Raw genomic sequence first — 19,215 nt, 5'->3', positions numbered from 1 at the left:
CGGACAATATCGATAGAACTGACCACCACTGCGCGAGTGAAGCCCAACTTTCTCGGGTTGCTCCACCTTGGCCGGAGGGGTAACTATGGCCATCGGCTCTGCTGTCGCCCTTGAAGCAGGTCTTGCCGTTGCGGGCGCTACAACGTTAGTACCCTTTGCCGGATGGGCCGCAGCCGCCCTTGTCCTCGTAGGCGTAGCCATCATTGCAGGGGGCCTCTATCTACACGCAAAGGCACACGAGCACCTTCATAGCCCAATTGAGCTGTGGGCAGCACGCAGCGTCTTCGGTAATCGAATCAATGATGGAGAGGTGCACCCTGACATCACCTTGAACTATGAGCAGAAACTTCCTGCTTTCGCGTCGCTACAAGCTGAAATCAAAGCTTGGCACAACGAGCATTACGGACCAAAACTACTATCGGCCGAACAGGCCCTGTCACTCGGCCTACCTAAAGTTGACACTAAATGGCATCGGAATGATCACTGGTCTCTGCCCAACTGGACTGCTATTACACATAACGAAGCCGCCACACCTCAACCAACTGTTGAGTTCACAGTGCTACTGCCTGGCTTCAGGCTAGGCGTGAGTGAATGGTCAGGGAGCTTGAGCGCACTCCGTGACGACCAAGGGATGGACGTTTTCCCAATCGTCTCAACCGGTCACATCGTAGGCGCTGGCTTGGTTCTGCATTTCGAGAACACGCTAGCCAACCAAAATCATGTCTCACTGCATCTCGCTTACAGCGCCAATCAAGGGTTGGACGAAGACAATGAGAGCCTCGCAACTTTTCGTCTGGAACGCTGACCATGGCAACCATCTGGATGTTCAATTCAAAGACAGGTTCAGGACACAAGCCCGCTATCACCGGGCAGCTATTGAGCTTATCCGACAATTTTTTATGTTTGAGAAACCCATGGGTAACAGACTCGGTATTCATGGGGAAACTGTACTGCGCAATAATAACTATCTCAATGATCGGCTTCTACCCTTATCTATTTGACGGGGAGTTCATGAAGTACTTTGAATCCAACCCACTTTTAATGACCAGCTTCGCACTCACGCCCTTCACATTCCTCCCATTCCTAATTTACCGAATATACTTCATAAAGCGCTTATCGGGCATATGTTTCAACCGATCAACTCAGAAGATTTACTATCAACGCTTGAGCAAGATATTCGTCTTTGAGTGGAGTAACACTGGCGGAGGCGTTTTCAAACGCACCGAGTTTGGCGGCTCATCCTTCAGCACCAGCTACGCCCTCGCCTTCGCCCCTCGCCGAGCGGATGGCAGCCTCCACCAAGAAGACTGCCTCTGGGTCGACAGCAACGAACCCACCGAGCCCGGGGTCAGACACGTCGCCGAAGTGTGGGAGTACCTTCGCCATTTCATGAACCACGGTCCAGACAAGCTTCCGCCCCCCGGCGAGCCCAATTGGTGGCACAAGCCGCTGCACGCCATCTGCCTGACCCCGGCTGAAGCCTGGCGCCACTATGCCCCCTGGCGTACCGGCGAGCCCGGTGAAATGCAGGGCAAGAAAAACTGGCAACTGCCGTTCTGGGCCGTGTTGTTCCCCTACAACCTAACGGTCGCGATCGCTTGGTACTTCGTCTGCAAGCTTTTCAATGTCCGTGCAGCCCCCCCACCCGCGGAGGCATTGGAAGAAGCGCCTGCTAGCCCCGAATGACCACCACCTCAATGTATTCACTCGGCACCACCAACGATGAAGGCCCCGCGACGTTGTTCTCCTCCAGCAATTGGGTCAGATCCCGCTCCAGCGCACTGGCCGCCTCTGGCCCCAATGAAGCAAACGCCTTGTGTACCGGCCCATACCAGGTGCGGAACACCTCGATGAAATGCGCCGCCGAGCGATAGCGGAAGTTGAACTGCTGACGACTGACTTTCAGTTCGCCAAGCGCCCCTTCGAACATTACCCGCAACTGCTCCTCATCGCCCCAGCGCGAAGGCGGCAAGGCACCGGGGGGTGGAGGCACATGCCGGCCTAGAATTTTGAACATCTGCCCGACAAAGCCTTGCGGGGTCCAGTTGGCCAGGCCGATGCGACCACCGGGCCGGCACACCCGGGCCAGCTCGCGTGCGGCCTGCGCCTGATCAGGGGCGAACATCACGCCGAAGGTGGAAAGCACGGCATCGAAGGTTCCGTCGGCAAACGGCAACGCTTCGGCATCGGCCGCCTGGAACAACACATTCAAGTGCTCGGCCCGCGCGCGCTCTTCGCCGCGCTTGAGCAATTCGGGCACATAGTCGGTGGAGGTGACGCGACAGCCGCGCCGGGCAGCGGCCAAGGTGGCGTTGCCGTTGCCGGCAGCAACGTCCAGCACCTGCTCGTCCCAGCGCAAGTCGCAGGCCTCGGCCAGGCGTTCGCCAACCAGTTGCAGGGTGGTGCCGATTACCGCGTAGTCACCGCTGGCCCACGCGGCCTGCTGGCGGGCTTTAAGGGCACTGGTGTCCAAAGGGGTGCTCATCGTCTGCGCCTTCTTGTCGTGCGCGGCCGAGGTCCTTCTGGCGGTTAACGCGCCATATATTGGGGGGGATTAATTTACTCGCCTGTCAGGCGAAGCGGAAAGACGCTTTGGGGATAGCGCCAGGATCAAAGTGCTATATGAGCGCTGCTGGCCCAATCGCCGGCAAGCCAGCTCCCACAAGGGTGCAGTACCTGTGGGAGCTGGCTTGCCGGCGATGAGGGCGGTACAGCCAGCAGAAAGTAACGAGTGGGACAGCAGCTATCAGGCGAATTTGGCCCGGGCTGCGTGCAGCTTCTTGTAGCTCTCGATCAGGCGCAGATGGCGATCAAGGCCTTCGAGCTTCATGCTGGTCGGGGTCAGGCCATGGAAACGCACGCTGCCGTCCAGCGAACCCAATACTGCGTCCATGCGCGCATTGCCGAACATGCGGCGGAAGTTGGCTTCGTAATCATCCATCTCCAGCTCGTCATCCAGCTGAACTTCCAGCACCACGTTCAGCGCCTGGTAGAACAGGCCACGCTCGACGGTGTTGTCGTTGAACTGCAGGAATGCCTCGACCAGCTCCTTGGCCTCCTCAAAACGCTGCACCGCCAGGCAAATCAGCAGTTTCAGCTCGAGAATGGTCAGCTGGCCCCACACGGTGTTCTCGTCGAACTCCACACCAATCAGCGTGGTGATGGTGGTGTAGTCATCCACATCGCAGTTGTCCAGGCGCTTGAGCAGCAACTTGAGGGGGCGGCTTTCGAGGCTGTGCAGGTTGAGGATGTCGGCGCGGAACGACAGGGCGCGGTTGGTGTTGTCCCAGATCAGGTCCTCGACCGGGTAGATTTCCGAGTAGCCCGGCACCAGGATGCGGCAGGCAGTGGCGCCAAGGTTGTCGTACACCGCCATGTACACTTCCTTGCCCAGGTCTTCGAGAATGCCGAACAGGGTTGCGGCCTCCTGAACATTGGAGTCCTCGCCATGGCCGGAGAAGTCCCACTCGACGAACTCGAAGTCGGCCTTGGCGCCGAAGAAGCGCCACGACACCACGCCGCTGGAGTCGATGAAGTGCTCGACGAAGTTGTTCGGCTCGGTCAGCGCATGGCTCTCGAAGGTCGGCTGCGGCAGATCGTTCAGGCCTTCGAAGCTGCGGCCCTGCAGCAACTCGGTGAGGCTGCGCTCCAGCGCCACTTCAAGGCTCGGGTGGGCACCGAACGAGGCGAAGACGCCACCGGTGCGCGGGTTCATCAAAGTCACGCACATGACCGGGAACTCGCCACCCAGCGAGGCATCCTTGACCAGCACCGGGAAGCCCTGCTCTTCCAGGCCCTGAATACCGGCGACAATGGCCGGGTACTTGGCCAACACTTCCTGCGGCACGTCCGGCAGGCACAGCTCGCCTTCGAGGATTTCGCGCTTCACGGCGCGCTCGAAGATTTCCGACAGGCATTGGACCTGCGCCTCGGCCAGGGTATTGCCGGCGCTCATGCCGTTGCTCAGGAACAGGTTTTCGATCAGGTTGGACGGGAAGTACACCACCTGCTGGTCGGACTGGCGGACGAACGGCAGCGAGCAGATGCCGCGCGCAGTATTGCCCGAGTTGGTGTCGTACAGGTGCGAACCGCGCAGCTCACCGTCCGGGTTGTAGATTTCCAGGCAATGCTCGTCGAGGATCTCGGCCGGCAGCGCGTCGCGCGGGCCAGGCTTGAACCACTGCTCGTTCGGGTAGTGCACGAACGGCGCGTTGGCCAGCTCCTCGCCCCAGAACTGGTCGTTGTAGAAGAAGTTGCAGTTCAGGCGCTCGATGAATTCGCCCAGCGCCGAGGCCAGCGCCGCTTCCTTGGTCGCGCCCTTGCCGTTGGTGAAGCACATTGGCGACTGCGCGTCGCGCACGTGCAGCGACCACACATTGGGCACGATATTGCGCCACGAAGCGATCTCGATCTTCATCCCCAGCCCGGCGAGGATGCCCGACATGTTGGCGATGGTCTGCTCCAGCGGCAGGTCTTTGCCTGGGATGTAGGTGCTGCTGTCCGCCACCGGCATCAACAGGCCCTGGGCGTCGGCATCGAGGTTTTCGACCACTTCGATCACGAATTCAGGGCCGGTCTGCACAACCTTCTTGACCGTGCAGCGGTCGATTGAGCGCAGGATGCCCTGGCGGTCCTTGTCTGAAATGTCCTCGGGCAGCTCGACCTGGATCTTGAAGATCTGGTTGTAGCGGTTTTCCGGGTCGACAATGTTGTTCTGCGACAGGCGGATGTTCTCGGTGGGGATGTCGCGGGCCTGGCAGTACAGCTTGACGAAGTAAGCCGCGCACAAGGCCGAAGACGCCAGGAAATAGTCGAACGGGCCTGGGGCCGAACCATCGCCTTTGTAGCGGATCGGTTGGTCGGCGATCACCGTGAAGTCGTCGAACTTGGCTTCGAGACGGAGATTGTCGAGAAAATTGACCTTGATTTCCATGCGGGGTTACCGTGATTTAAGCGTGCAAAACGAAATTGGCCGGCATTATCCGGGTTTTTACGCCAGAAGTCCTGTTTGCCTGCCTGGCCCCATCGCCGGCAAGCCAGCTCCCACAGGGACTTGGTAGCTGGCTTGCCGGCGATGGGGCCAGTACAGACTTGCGCATTCCACCGGATTGCTTGCCTGATCCTCTGAACCTGCCCTCGCCTCCAGACCAGCGGTCATCCCCCTGTGCTAGCGTTTCTCCTCTGGGGAACAACGTATTCCCACACAGAAAAAACACAGCGACAGCAACCGATGACTGGCAGGTGAACCATGGAACTACGCATTAACCAGCAGACCTACCAGGTCGAGGCGGACGCCGACACGCCCTTGCTGTGGGTGATCCGCGATGACCTGGGGCTGACCGGCACCAAGTACGGCTGCGGCCTGGCCCAGTGCGGCGCCTGTTCGGTGCTGGTGGACGGCAACGTGGTCCGCGCTTGCGTCACCCCGGTGGCCGGTGTGGTGGGGCGCGAGGTCACCACCATCGAGGCAATCGAAGCCGATGCCGTTGGCAAACGGGTGGTTGCGGCCTGGGTCGAGCATCAGGTGGCCCAGTGCGGCTACTGCCAGTCTGGCCAGGTCATGGCCGCCACGGCGTTGCTCAAGCACACCCCCAAGCCCAGTGATGCGCAGATCGACGCGGCCATGGTCAACCTGTGCCGTTGCGGCACCTACAACGCCATCCATGCTGCCGTGCATGACCTGGCCCAAGGGGAGCAGGCCTGATGAACACGCCAGTCGATAGCCCCGCAGAGCTGCTCAAGTTGCAACTGGGCGAAACCGTCAACCTGTCGCGGCGGCGCTTTCTTGCCGGCACCGCAGTCGGCGCCCTGGTGCTGGGTTTCGGCCTGCCCATGGGCTCGGCCCGCGTGCAGGCCGCGGCAACCGCAGAGCGCGGCACCCAGGTGCCGGCGTTTCTGGAGATTCGCCCAGACGGCACGGTACGCCTGCTGAGCCCCTTCATGGAAGGCGGGCAAGGCCCCTTCACCGCCATGGCACAGATTGTGGGTGAAGAGCTGGATGTCGACCCCGTCAACTTCGTGGTCGATAGCGCGCCACCGGGCGAAGCTTATGTAGTGATGGAAAACGGCATGCGCATCACCGGTGGCAGCATGTCGGTGCGCATGAGCTACCCGACCATGCGCCGCCTGGGCGCCCTTGCACGGGCCATGCTGCTGCAGGCGGGCGCCGAACAACTGGGCGTGCCGGTCGACGAACTCTCGACCACACCAGGAAACGTAGTACATACCACGAGCGGGCGTTCGATACCCTACGGCGACCTCGCCGGGCGCGCCATGGACCTGCCGGTACCCGACCCGGCCAGTGTCAAGCTGCGGGATCCCAGCCAGTTTCGCTGGATTGGCAAACCCGTTCGCCGCCTGGATGCCTACGACAAGTCCACCGGCAAGGCCCAGTACTGCATCGACATAAAGGTCGACGGCATGCTCCACGCCGCCGTGCAGCACGCGCCACGTTTGGGCATGACCGTGGGCAGCCTGCGCAACGAAGAGCAGGTCAAGGCCATGAAAGGTGTGCATTCGGTGCATCAGCTGCCGGGCGCCGTGGCGGTGGTGGCCGAGCGCTGGTGGCACGCAAAGCGTGCGGTGGAGGCGGTTCAGGTTGACTGGCAAGAGCCGACCGCCGACAGCAAGGTGCGGCCGATGCCGGCCGATTTCTCCAGCGACGCCTGGCGCGAGCACTTGGCAACGGTCGAGGGCCCGGCCCGTGATGAAGAGAACGAAGGCGATATCGCCGGCGCCTTGAGCAATGCCAAGACCAAGGTCGAAGCCAGCTACCACAACCAGTACCTGAACCATGCCCAGCTCGAGCCACCGTCCGCCCTCGCCCGCTTCAACCCGGATGGCACCCTGGACGTCTGGCTGCCCAACCAGGCCCCGGACATGTTCCGTGACGACATTGCCAAGCGTACCGGCCTGGAGCCTGCGCACATCAACCTGCACTCGCCACTGCTGGGCGGCTTCTTTGGCCGCCACTTCCTGTACGACTCGGCCAACCCCTATCCGCAAGCCATTGCCTTGGCCAAAGCGGTTGGCCGGCCGGTAAAACTCATCTGGAGCCGCGAAGAAGAATTCCTGCGTGATGTGCTGCGCCCGGTCGCAGTGGTGAAATTCCGCGCCGGGCTGGATGCCGATGGCATGCCAGTGGCCCTCGAAGCGGTCAGCGCCACCGAAGGCCCAACCGAGGCTCTTGCTGGCAAACAAGGGGAAAAGATCGACCCGACCGCGCTTGAGGGGCTATCAGGCAAGGCGTACGCCATCGCCAACAAGCGCATTGCCCAGATCTACGTCAAAGGCCCGGCCATGCTTGGCTACTGGCGTTCGGTGGGTAACTCGCTGAACGACTTCTTCTATGAATCATTCCTGGATGAACTGGCCGACAAAGGCGGCAAGGACCCGTTCGAGCTACGCCTGCACCTGCTGCGCGACAACCCGCGCCTGACCAACCTGCTGAACGCGGTCGCCGACTTGTCCGGTGGCTGGAAACGCGGGCCGTTCACCGCCGAGGATGGCAGTAAACGGGCACGCGGCGTGGCCATGGCCTCACCATTCGGCTCGGAGGCGGCAGTCATCGCCGAGGTATCGATCGAGAACGGCCAGGTCAAGGTGCACGACATCTGGGAGGCCATCGACCCGGGCAGCATCGTCAACCCGGCGATCATCGAACACCAGGTTAACGGCGCGGTTGCCCTTGGCCTGTCGCAGACGCTGGTGGAGGAAGCGGTATACGTGGATGGCAAGCCACGCGCACGCAACTACGACCTGTACCCGATCCTGCCGCCCTCGCGCATGGCCCGGGTGCATGTGCGCATAGTCGAAAGCGGCGCGAAGATGGGCGGTATCGGCGAGCCACCGCTACCCGCCGTCGCCCCGGCAGTGGCCAACGCAGTCGCGCAGCTTACCGGGCAGCGCGTACGCAGCCTGCCACTGAGCCGCCATACCTTCAGCTGATCGCACAAGGGACGCCCCATGACCCATCGTTTCGCAAGAACCGCTGGCTGGCTGGCGCTGCCGTGCCTGGTCGCGGCAGGCCTGCTGGCCTGGTATGTCACCCGCGAGCCGGCCACGCCGTTTGCCGACGTACAGGCCACCGCCGCTGACCCGGCATTGGTCAGCCGTGGCGAGTACGTGGCCCGCCTCAGTGACTGCGTTGCCTGCCACAGCCTGCCGGATGGCAAGCCTTTCGCTGGCGGGCTGGAAATGGCCACCCCGCTGGGTGCCATCCACGCCACCAATATCACCCCCGATCGCGACAGCGGTATCGGCAGTTACAGCCTGGCCGATTTCGACCATGCCGTGCGCCAGGGTGTCGCGCCCGGTGGCCGCCGGCTGTATCCGGCCATGCCCTACCCGTCCTACGCCAAGCTCAGCGATGACGATGTAAAGGCGCTATACGCGTTTTTCATGCATGGTGTGCAACCGGTGCAACAGGCCAACCTGGCCAGCGACATCCCTTGGCCATTGAACCTGCGCTGGCCAATCGCCTTGTGGAATGGCCTGTTCGCGGCCACCACGCCTTACACCGCCAAGGCAGGGCAGGATGCGCAGTGGAACCGGGGTGCCTACCTCGTCCAGGGCCCCGGCCACTGTGGCAGTTGCCACACCCCGCGCGGCCTGGCCTTCAACGAAAAGGCCCTGGATGAAGGCGGCAAGCCGTTCCTGGCCGGTGCCCTGCTCGACGGCTGGTACGCACCGAGCCTGCGCGCCGACCACAACACCGGGCTGGGGCGCTGGAGCGAGGCAGAAATCGCGCAGTTCCTGAAAACCGGGCGCAACCGGCATGCCGTGGTGTTCGGCTCAATGACCGAGGCGTTCAACAATTCCACGCAGTTCATGCATCATGATGACCTGGCCGCCATTGCCCACTACCTGAAATCACTGCCCGGCGATCCCCAGCGTGACGGCGCGCCATGGCAATACCAGGCCGAATCGGCAGCTTCACGGCTCGATAGCCCGGGGGCGCACACCTATGTGACCCACTGCGCGTCTTGCCACGGTCTGGACGGCAAAGGCCAGGCCGAATGGATGCCGCCGTTGGCAGGCGCCACCTCGGCACTGTCCAAGGAGAACGCCTCGGCGATCAATATCACCCTCAATGGTTCGCAGCGGGTGGTGGCTGCCGGGGTGCCGGATGCCTATCGCATGCCGGCTTTCCGCGCGCAGTTGCGTGACCAGGACATTGCTGAGGTGCTGAGCTTCGTGCGTACGGCCTGGGGCAACCAGGGGGGTGCGGTGGATGCGCAGGCGGTAGGCAAGCTGCGTGGTCATACCGACCCGGCCAGCAGCAGCCCGATCATCTTGCATATGCGCTGATTTGCCGTGGTTCATGCACCTGCCTTTTCGCGGGCATGCCCGCTCCCACAGGAAACACGCCGCCCTGTAAATGGGTGTAATACCCGCGAAGAGGCCAGCACAGCCACCCTTGAACATCTGGTTTAATGGACCCCCAATGGAAAGCATTGATCTGTTGGTTTTGCGCACCACCCGAGACTGGCTCGCCACCGGTCACCGCGTCCTGCTCGCCACGGTCGCCCGTACCTGGGGCTCCTCCCCCCGACCGGTCGGCTCGATGATGGCCTTGCGCAGCGACGGCCGCGTGGCCGGCAGTGTCTCCGGCGGCTGCATCGAAGACGACCTCATCCACCGCTACACCACCGCATACGGCGGCCCCGGCATGCCCGATGGCCAGCCTCAGGTGGTACGTTACGGCGTCAGCGCCGACGAGGCCCACCGCTTTGGCCTGCCCTGTGGCGGCACCCTTGAACTGGTGCTGGAGTTCGCCCCGGCACTGGCGCACCTGGACCAACTGCTGGCCTGCCTCGGCCGCGGAAGCCTGGTGCGCCGTGACCTGAACCTGCGCAGCGGCGAAGCCAGCCTCTGTGCCACCGGCACACCCGAACTGTTCAGCTTCGACGGCCAGCGCATGCTCAGCACCCTCGGCCCCGGCTACCGCCTGCTACTGATAGGGGGCGGCGCACTGGCCGAGTACCTCGCCACCATGGCCCTGTTCAACGGCTTCAATGTTTCGCTGTGCGACCCGCGCCCGGAGTACACGGCAGGCTGGGCAATCGCCGGGGTCAACGTGCTGCCCGGCATGCCGGACGACGTGGTCCGCGCCTTCGCCGCAGACATTCGCAGCGCCATCGTCGCGGTCAGTCACGATCCCAAACTGGACGACCTGGCCCTGCTCGAAGCCTTGCACAGCCCTGCGTTCTACATTGGCGCCATCGGCTCGCGGCGTAACAGCCAGCTGCGCCGCGAGCGCCTCATCGAACACTTCGGCGAAAGCGAGACCTCGCTGCAGCGCCTGCATGGCCCGATTGGCATCTACATTGGCAGCAAGACGCCGGCCGAGATCGCTGTCAGTGTAATGGCCGAGATTCTCGCGGCAAAAAACGACGTCACCCTGCCAGGTGCGGTCAACGTGAGCCAGGCCAAGGAAGCGGGGTCCCTGTAGGAGCGCGTACGGGGCTGTTACTGCCACCGCTCCAGGTTCTGCTTCAGCATCTGCTCGGGCAACGCCCCGCCAACGATCTTCGCCATCTCCCGCGCCAGCGCTTCACGCAGCTGCGGCTTGTTGCAGGGCGATTCATGCGACATCGCCAGGTACAACCCTTCGCTGGACACCGGGGGCTGCAACACCTGCACAGTGGCTGCAATGCCCAGGGTGCGCGCCAACGCCATGCCGGGGTACTGCTCGTACACCACGTAATCACTGCGCTTGTGCATCAACTTCTCGAACGCCTGCCGTGCGCCAGGCACCGCTTCGAGGATGAGGTTGGCCTGGGCGTATTCATCGAACTGCTGGCCATGGCTGTTGTTGACCAGGGTCCCGCCTTTGCGGCCCTTGAGGTCTGCCCACTGGTGGTAGGCAAAGGCATTGTCCTGGCGTACCCAGACCACGCTGGGAGTACTCAGGAATGGTGGGGCGATGAAGTCCATCTGTTGCTTCCGGGCCTGGGTGATGAAATACCCGGCCAGCAGGTCGATCCGGCCGGTGCGCACTTCTTCCTGCGCCCGCGACCAGGGGCCGCCGTACACCACCTCGATTTCCAGCCCCAACTGCTTGCCCAGGTACTTGAGGAGGTCGGCGTTGGCACCGATCAGTTGCTGAGGGTTCTGCGGGTCGCGCCACAGGTAAGGGGGGTATTCCGGGTTGCCGGTCGCGGTCAGCCGTCGGCATGGCTCGTCCGCTGCGCCCGCCAGAGGCAGCAACAGGCAAGGCAACAGCAGCAAGGCTTGGCTCAAGCGACGCTGGATCATCTACAACCCTCGGCACATGTAACATCCGGCGACCCGGCGTGGTGGCCAAAGGCTGCCACATCCTGTGCTCGACCGCAGCATTCATCTGCGCGTGCTGTAGACAGTCTGGACTAAGAGTTGTTAGTGGGGCGGCCTTTCATCGGCCAGCCAAGAAACAGGCCAACCCAATACCTTGGCCGGCCACGACGCCAGTTATCAACCGGCGCCCCGTTCGAGGTGTCGCGCCTCAGGCCCCTTGCCGACGCATCGCCAGAATCGCCGCGCCAAAGCCGATAAAGGTGGCGCCCACCACGCGGCTCACCCAGCGTGACATCGACGGCCGGGTCAACACACCCTTGGCCCGCGCCGCCAGTGCGGCATACAAGCTCAGCGAAGCAAGCGACAAGCCCACGAAAATCCCCGTGAGGGTCAGGAACTGCGGCAACAGTGCCGCCCCTTGGTCGATGAACTGCGGGAACAGCGCAGTGAAGAACATGGTTGCCTTGGGGTTGGTCACCGCTGTGAGGAAAGCCGACTTGTACAACTTCAGCGGTGTGGGCCGTACCTTGGCAGCGCCCTCAGCAGCGCCCTGCTCCAGCATCGGGCTCTTTTTCAGCAATTGCCGCGCACCGAGGTAGAACAGATAGCCTGCCCCCAGGATCTTCACGGCGTTGAACAGTACTTCGGAACTGGCCAGCAACGCACCCAGCCCGAGCATGGCCGCAGCCGACAGGCAGAACAGGCCCGAGCCATTGCCCAGCGACGACCAGACCGCGCTCCGTTGGCCGTGGGCCAGGCTGTTGTTGATGGCCATCAGGGTGGCGGGGCCAGGGCTGGCGATCGCGATGGCAGCGACCAGGGTAAACGCAAGCAGCGAGTGAGAATCCATTTCAGGCTCGTCAGGCAAATCAGGCTAGGCCGCGTGCAGGGCACGCAGGATCAGCCAGCATTCTGCCGCTTGGCTGCCTTCTTGGCGATAGCTTTCATGCGCGTTGCCGCGCGCTGCACGGTGGCCATCTTTTCCGGGCGTTTCATGCCCCGCCATTTGCGAATTTCGTCACGGGTACGGCCACAGCTCACGCACAGCTCGCTGTTGAGCTGGCATAACGAGACGCAGGGGTTGTCGATATCTTTGGCCATGCCACCACTCAGCCGGGCATTTCTGCCCGTGCACGTTCGGCAGCGCTCTGGAACACCTGGCGTACTTCTTCGGACTTGGCTTTGCTGACCGACCTGGCAGCCAGCAATTCATCGACCACACGAATGCACTGGCCCAGGGCGGTGTCCAGTTGCTCAGCGTCAGAGGCGTCAGCGATATCACCCAGATAAGGAGCGATGAGGTACACGTAACGGTCCTGCAGCTTGAGCGCTGCCAGCGCATCGAGGGCTTTCTGGAACCGATCGGCGGCGGCAGGGCTCATGCTCAATTTATCGAAATGAATCAGGCTCACACGGTCAGTGGCCATTGACGAATCTCCGTTTCCTGGTGCGGCCTGGCCCACAAGCAGCAACGCTTCTACGGTGCCCGGATGTGCAGGCCAGGGTAATGCCCACAGGGTACCAGAACGCGAGGCAGAAAGGGCCACCGCCCCCAGAACTAAAAGTATTTGGCAGGTCGCGCAATGGACGCCCCAAGACGTTTACGGGACAGGTACAGCCGTTTCGAGCACAGGATAATCGGCCGGCAATCTCCACGCCGAGGCCGTCATCGAACTCGGTCGCCCATACAACAAGAAGCCTGCGCGTGCAGGTAAACCACAAAGGGGCCTCATCATTCATGGCAAAGGAACACATCACCGAAACACTCGACCTTGGCGTGACAGACCCCTCGAAAACCGCAGAAGCCCGCCAGGACCGGCATTTCGAGGGCAAACTCGACTGGATTGTCTTTGGTTTCACCAGCCTTCTGGCCATCGCGTTCGTCCTCTGGGGCTTCCTCAACCAGGCCAGCCTCGCCAGCAGCGCCTCCAGCGCGCAATCCTGGGTCATCCTCAACTTTGGCTGGTTCTTCGTGCTCACCTCGACGCTTTTCGTGGTGTTCGTGCTGTGGCTGGCCGCCAGCCGTTATGGCCGGGTGCCACTGGGCCGTGATGGCGAACAGCCAGAATTCCGCACGGTGTCCTGGGTGGCAATGATGTTCAGCGCCGGCATGGGCATCGGCCTGATGTTCTTCGGCGTTGCCGAGCCGCTGTCGCACTATGTGACGCCGCCACCCGGCTCGGCCACCGCGCAAACGAGCGAAGCGATGCAGGTGGCAATGGCTACCACCCTGTTCCACTGGACCCTGCACCCTTGGGCGATGTACGCCATCGTCGGCCTGGTGATTGCCTACGGCACCTACCGCCGTGGCCGCTCGCAGCTGATATCCGCCGCATTCCGGCCGTTGATCGGCAAGCACGCCAACGGCCCGCTCGGCCGCCTGATCGACATGATGGCAATCTTTGCCACGCTGTTCGGCTCGGCGGCCTCGCTGGGCCTGGGTGCGCTGCAGATTGCCGGCGGGCTGGAATACAACGGCTGGGTCGAAAGCCCCGGCAAGTTGTTCTACATCGCCATCATCACCCTGCTGACCATTGCCTTCGTCACCTCGGCGGTGTCAGGCATCGGCAAGGGCATCCAGTGGCTGTCCAACACCAACATGGTGCTGGCACTGGTGCTGGCGGCGTTCGTGTTCATGGTCGGCCCTACCCTGCTCATGCTCAACCTGCTGCCGACCTCGATCGGTATCTACATCAAGATGCTGCCGGAAATGATGGCCCGCACCAACGCCAGCGGCGGCGATCAGATGAACAGCTGGCTGGCCGGCTGGACCGTGTTCTACTGGGCCTGGTGGATTTCCTGGACACCGTTCGTGGGCATGTTCATCGCCCGCATCAGCCGCGGCCGCACCATTCGCCAGTTTGTCACCGGGGTGCTGCTGGTGCCGAGCCTGGTCAGCCTGGTGTGGTTCACCATTTTCGGCGGTGCATCCATCGACGCCTTGCGCGAAGGCGCCTTCCAGCTGGCCAACGGTGCGGTCAACAGCAACCACGCGCTGTACCAGCTTCTGGACAGCTACCCGCTGGCGTCGGTTTCCTCTGTGCTGGTGATGATCCTGGTGGGCATCTTCTTCGTCTCCGGTGCCGATGCGGCGTCACTGGTGATGGGCACGCTGTCGGAACACGGCACCACCGCGCCATCGCGGCGCACGGTGATTTTCTGGGGCGCGCTGACCGGGACGGTGGCGGCGATCATGCTGGCGATCGGCGACCCGCGGGACCCGGGCGAGGCGCTGACCGGGCTGCAGAACCTGACCATCGTCGTGGCCCTGCCCTTTGTGGTGGTGATGGTGCTGCTGTGCCTGGCGCTGTACCGCGACCTGCGTAAGGACCCGATGATGCTGCGTCACCTGCGCGGCAACGAGCTGATCGAGAAGGCCGTGTTGTATGGGGCGGTGAAGCATGGTGAGGAGTTCTACATCGTGGTGCAGGAGAAGAAGGCTGCGGTGAAGCAGGCGGCAGCAGCGAGCGAAGTGTCCGAAACCTGACACGCCAGCCCCGCCCGGTCCCTTGCAGGAGCGGGCGGGTACAGCGTCTGGTTCAGGGGCGCCACTTGAGGTATGGAACTGTGCCCCCTCGATAAGCGATTTTCCAGGGCAAATCGATAACCACAGCCCATGAAACGCCTGCGGTTCACCCCTTCAATGCCGCCGCTATCCTGGCCACATCGATCTTGCCCATCTGCATCATGGCCTCAAACGCCCGCTTGGCCGCCGCGCGGTCGGTGTGGCCAATCGCCTCGATCAGGATACGGGGGGTGATCTGCCAGGAGATCCCCCACTTGTCCTTGCACCAGCCACACACGCTGGCCTCGCCGCCATTCGCGATGATCGCATCCCACAAGCGGTCGGTTTCGGCCTGGTCTTCGGTACTGACCTGGAACGAAAACGCCTCACAGTGCTTGAACGTCGAGCCGCCATTGAGCCCCACACAGGGTATGCCCATGACAGTGAACTCGACAGTGATGACATCGCCCTCCTTGCCCGAAGGGTAGTCAGCTGGCGCCTTGTGCAGCGCAATCACCTTGCTGTCCGGGAAGATGCTGGCGTAGAAGTTGGCGGCCTCCTCGGCATCGTTGTCGTACCAGAGGCAGATGGTGTTCTTGGCAGTCATGGCCGTGCTCCATGAAGGGTGTGGACCCTTGAGTCTAGCCCGCACCCTTGAACATAAAAAAAGCGCCCCATACGGAGCGCCAAAACATCCACCCAAACCAAAGGAGCTGCAGCGCTACCCAGGTGAATTCACAGGATCGACAATGGGTACTCCACGATCAGCCGCACTTCGTCCAGGTCCGACTCGAACGCCGTGGCCCGGGTGGTGGCCTGGCGCACGCGCAGCGACAAGTCCTTGGCCGCGCCGGTCTGCACCACGTACTTGACCTCGATGTCACGCTCCCAGCGCTTCTGGTCGGTCAGCGGGTTGCCGTCGGCATCGCGACGCATGTACACCGCGTTGGCGTTGGAATAGTCGGCATCGGTGCCTTTGCCGTAGCGCGTCATGAACGACAGCCCGGGAATACCGTAGGCGGCCATGTTCAGGTCATAACGCAGCATCCACGAACGCTCTTTGGGCGAGTTGAAATCGCTGTACTGGATGGAGTTGTCGAGGAAGATCGAGTCGGACTGGCGCAGGTAGTCGAAGTCATCGTCGCCCTTGTTGCGCTGGTGAGTCAGCGCCAGGGTGTGGGCGCCGAAGCTCACACCCAGCCTGGCGCTCCAGATGTCGTTGTCGAAGGCGCCCAGCCGCTGCTGCCCTTCATCCACGGCTTTGTAATAGTTGAAGCCGCCGATCAAGGCCAGCTCATCGCTCAGTGGCCAACTGAGGCTGGTGCCGGCGTAGTACTGGTTCCACACATCCTTGAGCCGGCTGCTGAACAGGCTGACGCTGACATGTTCGTCGAGCGTGTAGTCACCGCCGCCATAGGCGATCCACGGCGAATCGACCGGGCCGCCATAGAAGGTCACGAAGTTCTCCCGCAGATCACTGGACACCGGCTGGCTCATGGCATGCAGGCGCCCGGCTTGCAAGGTGAGGTCCTTGATACTGGTGTTTTCCAGGGTCACGCCACGGAAGCTTTCCGGCAGCAGCCGTGAGTCGCCAGCGGCCACCACCGGGTTGGCCGGGAACACATCGCCTACCTTCAGTACCGTGTCGTACAGGCGCACCTTGGCCGCGCCACCCACCTTGGTGTACGCGTCTCGGGCCTGGCCGTCATGGTCTACCGGCAACACATCGAACGAACTGCGCCCGCCATTGCGGCCGCCGCCGGTGTCCAGTTTGAGGCCGAGCATGGCGAACGCATCCAGGCCAACACCCACGGTGCCCTGGGTAAAACCCGACTCGAACCGGGCAATGACGGCGTGGGCCCAGGCTTCGGAATAACCGTTATCGGGTTGCTTGCCGGGGTTGTGCGTGGGAGCTGCGGAATCGCGGTTGTCGCGGTTGAAGTAGAAGTTGCGGTTGAGCACGCTGAGCGTGCTGCCCTCGATAAAGCCTTGCGCGGCCTCGTCCGCCGCCATCGCCAGGTTGCCGACGCCGGAGAGCGCCATGCACGCAGCCAGTTTCAGGGGTGATCTGCAGGTCATCCGATGCTCCTTGTACGTCATCTTTATAGTTGTGTCGGCTGGCCGAGATTGACGGCCGGCAGATAACGCCAAGGTGATCCGTGCATTACAATTGCGTCATCGCAGGCGAAGCGCTCTGGGGCGAGTTTCCGCAACATCCTGCAGACATTTCCGATATCAGGTAGTGAACCTGCCTACAAAAAAAGGGTCTTTGGCTGACGGTCAACTCAGCGACCGGTTCATCGGCCCAGTCATCGGGCCTACTTTTGTCCTGTTTCAGCGAAGACCCAACATGCCCGAATCCCGCCCAACCGCTTCCGTCCTCCCTGCCCTGCGCGGCGGCCTGATTGCCGCCTTGGTGGCCCTTGCTGCGCCGGTGCACGCCGAAGAGCCCGCCAGCGACGCACGCTGGGTCAGCGACAGCCTGAGTACCTATGTGCGCAGCGGCCCCACCGACGGCCACCGCATCGTCGGTACCCTGAAGTCGGGGCAACAGTTGACCCTGCTCGGCACCCAGGGCAATTACAGCCAGGTGCGTGGGCAGAATGGCGATGTGGTATGGATACTCAGCAACGACTTGCAAGCGGTGCCGGGCCAGAACGAGCGCCTGCCGCAACTCGACGCCCAGGTCGTGGAGCTGACCGGGCAGTTGAAGACCATCGACGACAGCTGGAAGAGCCGGGTACAGGGCATGCAGGAAACCCTCGACTCACGGAAAAAACTCATCGACGAACTGGAAGCGCGCAACAAGGCGCTGAATGAACAGTTCGACCAGAGCCAGTCGGAGCTGCGCGATACCCAGGCGCGCCTGGGTGACGAGAACAAGCAGGTGATGATGCGCTACATGGTGTATGGCGGCAGCATTGCCGGTGCGGGCTTGCTGGCCGGGCTGATCTTGCCGGCGTTGACCCGTGGGCGGAAGAAGAACGATCGCTGGTTCTGACAGCGGGCCATCCTGCACCGGCCCCTTCGCGGGTAACGCCGCGAAGGGGCCGACCGAGGCTTACTTGCTACGCGCCTTGTTATAGATGGTCTTGGCTTGGTCCGCCGAGGACTGGCACTGGGTAAAATCACCCTTGCTCTGAGCATCCTTGGCATTTTGCAGGTGGACTTTGAAGTCATGGGCCATGCCGCCATGCATCGCCTGGCCGCTGGCCTTGTGGAAATCTTCAAGTTCCTTGATCTTGGCCTCACAGTTGCTCGCAGGGCTTGCGTGTACGGCAAAGCTGAGGACGGACGCAATCACCAACAAGGGTATGCATTTCGTGGATTTCATGGAGCGTTCTCCTGGAAAACCATAGGGTTCGTCGAGGTGTATCTTGCTCGACGCAGCAAACAGCATAGTTGGCCGAAAGTTGAATCGCAGGGCTTCAGCCCAGCGGTAAACCGGTCTTGGCGAACAGGAAATCGATGAAAACCCGCACTCGCAGCGGCATGTACGACGCCTGTGCCCTACTGTCGCAAGCGCTCCAACGCCTGCAACACATACCCCGTGGCCCGTTCCACCTGGCCCTCCCGGCAGGCGATACCCAACTGCCGCCACAACCCTGGGCGCAGCGGCCGGCGCGCAATGCGCCGGTCCAGTTCGGCGGCCTCGCCTTCCTGTGGCAGCAACGTCGCGCCGTACCCGGCCCCGACCAGGCTTTTGATCGCATCGTTGTAGTTCAACTCGATCCGCGGCTCGGGGTACAACCCCGCTGCCGCGAACCATTCCCCGGTAACCCGTGACAGCTGGGTACTGCTGTCGTTGAGGATCAACGCCCGCTGCGCCAGCCAGGCCGGTGTGACCTTCGTCGGCGGCTGCCAGTCGGCCGGTACGTAGGCCAGGATCGGGTCGCGCCGCCAGGGAGTAACTGTCAGCCCTTTGCCGGCGACCTGCGGCAGGGCCACCAGGCCGATGTCCAGCGTCCCTTCACGCAATCGCCCCAGCGATGCCTGGGAGGTCAGCACCTGCACCTGCACGTCGATCCCCGGATGGTCCGCACGCAGGTGCTCCAGTGCCTGCGGTAGCAAGTGGGCGATAGCACCGGTAGACGCGCCAAGGCGTACCCGGCCGGTCAGCCCCTCGACTTGTCGGCGTACTTCGTCCAGCGCCAGGTCGGCGTCGGCCAGCAGGCGCCGGGCACGGGCCAGCAGCGTTTCGCCAATGGCCGTGGGGCGCACTTGGCCGCGGGTGCGGCTGAGCAACGGGGCGCCGATACGTGCCTCCAGTTCGGCCACATGCAGGCTGATGGTGGGCGGTGCCAGGTTGAGCTGGCGGGCGGCCTCGGCAAAAGAGCCCAGGTCGGCTATGACCACCAGGGTGCGGAGGCGGTCAAGGCTGATTTCGCGCATGGTCTTTATTGGCCTACATTCAGAATAAATGAACATCAGCA

General features: G+C 62.5%; 17 protein-coding genes and 1 pseudogene. 8 read left to right on the top strand and 10 right to left on the bottom strand.

All coding sequences use genetic code 11. The features are described 5' to 3' along the window. Nucleotides 1–64 precede the first annotated feature (64 nt). Together WF331_RS16430 and WF331_RS16425 are read left to right on the top strand one after the other, a co-directional pair. A pseudogene (locus tag WF331_RS16430) lies at nucleotides 65–805 on the top strand (T6SS effector BTH_I2691 family protein); the annotation flags it as partial. A gap of 2 nt (nucleotides 806–807) precedes the next feature. Beyond that, a complete protein-coding gene (locus WF331_RS16425) occupies nucleotides 808–1,686 on the top strand; it encodes a DUF6708 domain-containing protein (protein ID WP_340623107.1) in 879 nt (292 codons plus the stop codon). Here WF331_RS16425 and WF331_RS16420 read toward each other — a convergent pair. Both WF331_RS16420 and WF331_RS16415 read right to left on the bottom strand, forming a co-directional pair. Then, nucleotides 1,673–2,485 carry a class I SAM-dependent methyltransferase gene (locus WF331_RS16420; protein ID WP_156858978.1) on the bottom strand — a complete coding sequence of 271 codons (813 nt, stop codon included), beginning with the start codon at nucleotides 2,483–2,485 and terminating at the stop codon, nucleotides 1,673–1,675. The two genes, WF331_RS16425 and WF331_RS16420, sit on opposite strands and share 14 nt — an antisense overlap. Nucleotides 2,486–2,746: 261 nt before the next feature. Next, nucleotides 2,747–4,933 carry an OsmC domain/YcaO domain-containing protein gene (locus WF331_RS16415; protein WP_016499291.1) on the bottom strand — a complete coding sequence of 729 codons (2,187 nt, stop codon included), beginning with the start codon at nucleotides 4,931–4,933 and terminating at the stop codon, nucleotides 2,747–2,749. 315 nt (nucleotides 4,934–5,248) lie between these two features. Between WF331_RS16415 and WF331_RS16410 the strand changes: the two genes are divergently transcribed. The 4 genes from WF331_RS16410 to WF331_RS16395 all read left to right on the top strand — a co-directional run bounded on the left by WF331_RS16410 (nucleotide 5,249) and on the right by WF331_RS16395 (nucleotide 10,453). Further along, nucleotides 5,249–5,704: a (2Fe-2S)-binding protein gene (locus WF331_RS16410; protein ID WP_016487486.1), complete on the top strand. Its 456-nt coding sequence runs from the start codon at nucleotides 5,249–5,251 to the stop codon at nucleotides 5,702–5,704. Then, on the top strand, nucleotides 5,704–7,947 hold the full coding sequence (locus WF331_RS16405) for a xanthine dehydrogenase family protein molybdopterin-binding subunit (protein WP_340623106.1): 2,244 nt from the start codon (nucleotides 5,704–5,706) through the stop codon (nucleotides 7,945–7,947). The genes WF331_RS16410 and WF331_RS16405 overlap by 1 nt, the downstream gene beginning before the upstream one ends. Before the next feature lie 18 nt (nucleotides 7,948–7,965). Continuing rightward, nucleotides 7,966–9,309, top strand: a complete 1,344-nt coding sequence (locus WF331_RS16400; RefSeq protein WP_340623105.1) for a c-type cytochrome — start codon at nucleotides 7,966–7,968, stop codon at nucleotides 9,307–9,309. 136 nt (nucleotides 9,310–9,445) lie between these two features. Beyond that, on the top strand, nucleotides 9,446–10,453 hold the full coding sequence (locus tag WF331_RS16395) for an XdhC family protein (protein WP_049278237.1): 1,008 nt from the start codon (nucleotides 9,446–9,448) through the stop codon (nucleotides 10,451–10,453). Between the two features lie 17 nt (nucleotides 10,454–10,470). On the opposite strand, the gene WF331_RS16390 is transcribed toward WF331_RS16395, so the two are convergent. The 4 genes from WF331_RS16390 to WF331_RS16375 all read right to left on the bottom strand — a co-directional run bounded on the left by WF331_RS16390 (nucleotide 10,471) and on the right by WF331_RS16375 (nucleotide 12,704). Further along, on the bottom strand, nucleotides 10,471–11,259 hold the full coding sequence (locus WF331_RS16390) for a substrate-binding periplasmic protein (protein WP_340623104.1): 789 nt from the start codon (nucleotides 11,257–11,259) through the stop codon (nucleotides 10,471–10,473). A 226-nt stretch (nucleotides 11,260–11,485) separates the two neighbouring features. Next, a complete protein-coding gene (locus WF331_RS16385) occupies nucleotides 11,486–12,127 on the bottom strand; it encodes a LysE family translocator (RefSeq protein WP_016499286.1) in 642 nt (213 codons plus the stop codon). Between the two features lie 50 nt (nucleotides 12,128–12,177). Beyond that, the gene (locus tag WF331_RS16380; RefSeq protein ID WP_010954468.1) at nucleotides 12,178–12,378 is read right to left on the bottom strand and encodes a DUF1289 domain-containing protein; all 201 of its coding nucleotides are present in this window, start codon (nucleotides 12,376–12,378) and stop codon (nucleotides 12,178–12,180) included. A gap of 8 nt (nucleotides 12,379–12,386) precedes the next feature. Next, nucleotides 12,387–12,704 carry a hypothetical protein gene (locus WF331_RS16375; protein WP_016499285.1) on the bottom strand — a complete coding sequence of 106 codons (318 nt, stop codon included), beginning with the start codon at nucleotides 12,702–12,704 and terminating at the stop codon, nucleotides 12,387–12,389. Nucleotides 12,705–13,015: 311 nt separating this feature from the next. Between WF331_RS16375 and WF331_RS16370 the strand changes: the two genes are divergently transcribed. After that, nucleotides 13,016–14,764 carry a BCCT family transporter gene (locus WF331_RS16370; protein ID WP_016499284.1) on the top strand — a complete coding sequence of 583 codons (1,749 nt, stop codon included), beginning with the start codon at nucleotides 13,016–13,018 and terminating at the stop codon, nucleotides 14,762–14,764. A gap of 145 nt (nucleotides 14,765–14,909) precedes the next feature. Here the strand turns inward: WF331_RS16370 and WF331_RS16365 are convergent, their stop codons facing one another. Then, a complete protein-coding gene (locus tag WF331_RS16365; protein WP_016499283.1) occupies nucleotides 14,910–15,389 on the bottom strand; it encodes a VOC family protein in 480 nt (159 codons plus the stop codon). Nucleotides 15,390–15,517: 128 nt separating this feature from the next. Then, nucleotides 15,518–16,825, bottom strand: a complete 1,308-nt coding sequence (locus tag WF331_RS16360) for an OprD family porin (protein WP_420793228.1) — start codon at nucleotides 16,823–16,825, stop codon at nucleotides 15,518–15,520. A gap of 307 nt (nucleotides 16,826–17,132) precedes the next feature. Here WF331_RS16360 and WF331_RS16355 point away from each other — a divergent pair, with 307 nt between their 5' ends. Continuing rightward, nucleotides 17,133–17,783 carry a TIGR04211 family SH3 domain-containing protein gene (locus tag WF331_RS16355; protein WP_016499281.1) on the top strand — a complete coding sequence of 217 codons (651 nt, stop codon included), beginning with the start codon at nucleotides 17,133–17,135 and terminating at the stop codon, nucleotides 17,781–17,783. Nucleotides 17,784–17,843: 60 nt separating this feature from the next. On the opposite strand, the gene WF331_RS16350 is transcribed toward WF331_RS16355, so the two are convergent. Next, complete coding sequence (locus tag WF331_RS16350) at nucleotides 17,844–18,116, bottom strand: hypothetical protein (protein ID WP_340623103.1); 273 nt, start codon at nucleotides 18,114–18,116, stop codon at nucleotides 17,844–17,846. A gap of 176 nt (nucleotides 18,117–18,292) precedes the next feature. Next, a complete protein-coding gene (locus WF331_RS16345) occupies nucleotides 18,293–19,174 on the bottom strand; it encodes a LysR family transcriptional regulator (protein ID WP_016499279.1) in 882 nt (293 codons plus the stop codon). Nucleotides 19,175–19,215: the final 41 nt, after the last annotated feature.

Origin of the sequence: Pseudomonas sp. YNh, from assembly GCF_037993085.1 — a bacterium.
Lineage (GTDB): Bacteria > Pseudomonadota > Gammaproteobacteria > Pseudomonadales > Pseudomonadaceae > Aquipseudomonas > Aquipseudomonas putida.
This window is presented reverse-complemented; position numbering and strand designations above follow the sequence as displayed.